Below are 3,151 nucleotides of genomic sequence, written 5' to 3'. Positions count from 1 at the left end.
CTAAAAGTCTCGAAAAAAAAACAAAAAAGTTGATATTTCTTCTTCCGAATTGTTGTCTGCGGCGTTTATTCTTCCGAAACTGACACACAACGTTTGGCGGCTTGGCGATGTGGCGGATTTTTAGCACAAAAGTTCAATAGAATTAGTGCTTTTGAACTTTGTACAAATGTTTCATAGAAGTACTTCAGCCGCCATATTGCCAAACCGATGTTACAGGCAGTAAGATTTTTGTTCGTCATTTCGTTTCAATTACTTTTTGTTCATTTATACGCAATATAAAGTCTGCTATTCTTTGTGTCTCGTCACTTGAAAATGACGGTTTAAAATATTTTATATATCCAAGAAGCTCATTTAAAGTTAAGACTTTCACATACTGAAACTCTTCTTGAGGTTTTGAGTTAGTCATTACAATAAGGTTTTTGATTGATATTTTTTTGTCGCCCCAATGATGTTTGTTTAAACGTAAATGATAGTTACTAATTTCATTGTTAAGCAACTTGAATAAAACAAAACTTGTTCGCCTTATTTGTTGAATAGGTGAATGTAAACTTAAATTTGCCAAAGATTTTTCACTCCAATTCTTGGTTTCTATAAGAAATATTCCAGATGGTGCTACAAGAATATGATCAATTTGGACTGACTTTATGTAATCATTTTCTTGTCTGTTGTAAATTGCAGGCGAAAATGAAACTGAAAAGTCATTAATTAAAATATATTCGTCCGATAAATTTTCTAATGCTTTAACTACCTTTTGCTCTCCTAAAGCACCATAAATGAAACTGTTTAGATTGTCAATTACAGTTTTTTTTCTTTCAAGTTCTGATAAAGAATTATGAACGCTCTGTTTTACAGCTTCATCTACATTGGAAATTATAAATTGATGACGACTGCTCTTTTCTTGGTAATTGTCAACAAGGTTACTAATTCTCCTTTTTACGTTACTGTCAAAATTATTTTCCTTGTTTCTGATTTTTCTTTTTAAATCCCAAACTCTTAAAAATTTGGTTATTTTCTGCAATAAGTTTGTGGGATTATTGTTTATTGAAATATTAAGTTGTTGCTTAAATTTTTCAATTTCGTCTGTCAATATTTGTTCTGTCTGTTGTCGCTTTGTTTCTATTGCTGTATCTAAGTCTTTCAATTCCAAATTGAGCAAGTTTTTTTCTTCTTCAATTAGGTTTTTATGATGAGCTATTAATTGCTGCCGGGAAGTTGCAAACGAGTGTTGAAAATCAATAACCTCCTTTAATGATTTAAAGTCTGAAATATTGTTTTCTTCCAAATGTGATTTTAAAGTCGTTAGTGAACCAATTGTGTTATATGTTCTACTCATTTTGTCTGCCGATTGTTAATTGCAGGGTGTCTCTACTTATTGCCTGTAACGTCCCGCCGGCTTCACGAAGTGGCAGACTTCGGGACTGAGTTCTTTCTGCTAAGATAATATTTCTTGCGAAAGAAATACATGAATTTTGCAATTATCCTGCCATTGCGTGAAACCGCTGTTGTGCGTTCGTTTTTATTTAAATTTCCGTTTTAGGATTAAGTATTCATTGTTTTCAACAATCCTATATTTCTCTACCCAAAGGTTATCTTTATTATAAACATATCTAAATTTTTCATTTTCAAATTGTGCGGGTCCACCAATCATAATAATTGGATACTTTTCATTTGGTGAAGACACTCTATTTAATTCAATTACATTGTTGTATTCATCATATTTATATGTAATAGTTTTAGTTTTTATTTGATTGTCAATTTTAGAGTATTCTTTTTCTTGTATTATGTTCCCTTTAATATCATAAATCAGTTCCTTTCTAAAACCACATAGAGAATCAAAAGCAGATTTTCCAGATTCAATTGTTTGTGGTAAATTCTGAGAATTAAAATTTGAGAAAAACTCTTTTATTAACACTTCTTGTTCAATTAATTGATTCTTATCATTGTATTTGTATGAGTAATTTATTGTGTCATTAATTTTGCCTTTATTGATGTCATATTTTACAATCTCAAAATCCAAATCATTCTTTTCATCATAGAAATACTCGGCTTGATATGTTAAAGTTGATTTATTGTAATTTCTAATACTATTTATTTTGCCATCTTTTAAAGATATTTTTTTAGACCAACCTGTTTTCTTTTTGTTATTGTAAAAACTTATAATTTCTACACTACTGTATTTTTTAAGGTTTTCATTTTTTCTGATTTTTTCGAATGATTGGCTAAAAACCGTTAATGTGGATAATAGAAAATATATTAAAGGTAATTTCATAATGAGTATTTTTCGATAGGCAAAATGACGCACAACGTTTTGGGGCTTTGCGTTCGGGCGGGTTTCGGAGCGCGAAAGTTTCCATTTATTACTAAAGTTTATTAGAAGCACAAAGCTCCAAGTTTGTACGTCAGCCCGCCTGACGCAAAACCCGTGTTGGGCGTAGTATTTTTACCAATTTGGAGTTTCATAAGTCATACCATCAATTTTCAATTTTTCATACCTCTTAGGATTAAAAAAGGAAGACTTTGCTATTTTCCGTTTAATAGCGTCTTCGGAATATCCAATACAAAAGTCTGTCCTTGGGTTTTCATTAAGTAAAATCAAATCTCCTTTTTCATCAATTAATCCAAATTCTAGCTGGTCTGAACCGCCATTAATGTCCCCATATATTTGTAGCTTAATAACTCTTCCTTTCAGCTTATAGTAACCAATTATCCCCTTGTTAATATTATTTACGTCTTCTGTTTTAGGTATCTCTTTAGTTCCTTGCAATTTAAATCTACCGTCTGAGTAAAACCTAATATAATGGTCGCTATTCTTATATTCGCTGCTATTTCTATAGTAATTGCTGTTATGTAAATAGTAAACTACTGTTGTGTCTAAAACTTCATTATTTGTCAGTTTAGCAGAATTCTTTTTATAACTGAATTTGTAATTTTTAGGCGGTCGAGTGTAACCAGCTTCATTAATAATATAATGAGAGCAACTTGTCAAGAATATAAGAGATAAAACTATTAGTGCGTTTCGTTCAATTTTCTTCATTCGGTCTTTTAATATTACGCCCAACGTTTTGCGGCTTGACGCAGAAGCGAAGCCCGCGAACGGCTAAATTTCTGCTAAAGATAAACATTTTCGTGAAAAATAGATTTCAATTTAAGA

At 31.1% G+C, this 3,151-nt stretch carries 3 protein-coding genes; all 3 read right to left on the bottom strand.

The window, feature by feature from the left end; translation table 11 throughout:
• Positions 1-235 precede the first annotated feature (235 nt).
• Positions 236-1,333, bottom strand: a complete 1,098-nt coding sequence (locus tag Q361_RS13230; protein ID WP_103727203.1) for an NERD domain-containing protein — start codon at positions 1,331-1,333, stop codon at positions 236-238.
• A gap of 183 nt (positions 1,334-1,516) precedes the next feature.
• Positions 1,517-2,269 (bottom strand): hypothetical protein, encoded by a 753-nt coding sequence (locus Q361_RS13225; RefSeq protein ID WP_103727202.1) that lies wholly within the window; start codon positions 2,267-2,269, stop codon positions 1,517-1,519.
• A gap of 171 nt (positions 2,270-2,440) precedes the next feature.
• Complete coding sequence (locus Q361_RS13220; RefSeq protein ID WP_103727201.1) at positions 2,441-3,034, bottom strand: hypothetical protein; 594 nt, start codon at positions 3,032-3,034, stop codon at positions 2,441-2,443.
• Positions 3,035-3,151 lie beyond the last annotated feature (117 nt).

It is taken from the genome of Flavobacterium croceum DSM 17960 (assembly GCF_002917885.1).
Lineage (GTDB): Bacteria > Bacteroidota > Bacteroidia > Flavobacteriales > Flavobacteriaceae > Flavobacterium > Flavobacterium croceum.
Note: the sequence above shows the minus strand (reverse complement) of the source record. Positions and strands in the feature narration are given on the sequence as shown.

Excerpts from the sequence above, each read along its gene's own strand:
- Q361_RS13225 (WP_103727202.1), bottom strand. The coding sequence starts at position 2,269 with ATGAAATTACCTTTAATATATTTTCTATTATCCACATTAACGGTTTTT.
- Q361_RS13220 (WP_103727201.1), bottom strand. The coding sequence starts at position 3,034 with ATGAAGAAAATTGAACGAAACGCACTAATAGTTTTATCTCTTATATTC.
- Q361_RS13230 (WP_103727203.1), bottom strand. The coding sequence starts at position 1,333 with ATGAGTAGAACATATAACACAATTGGTTCACTAACGACTTTAAAATCA.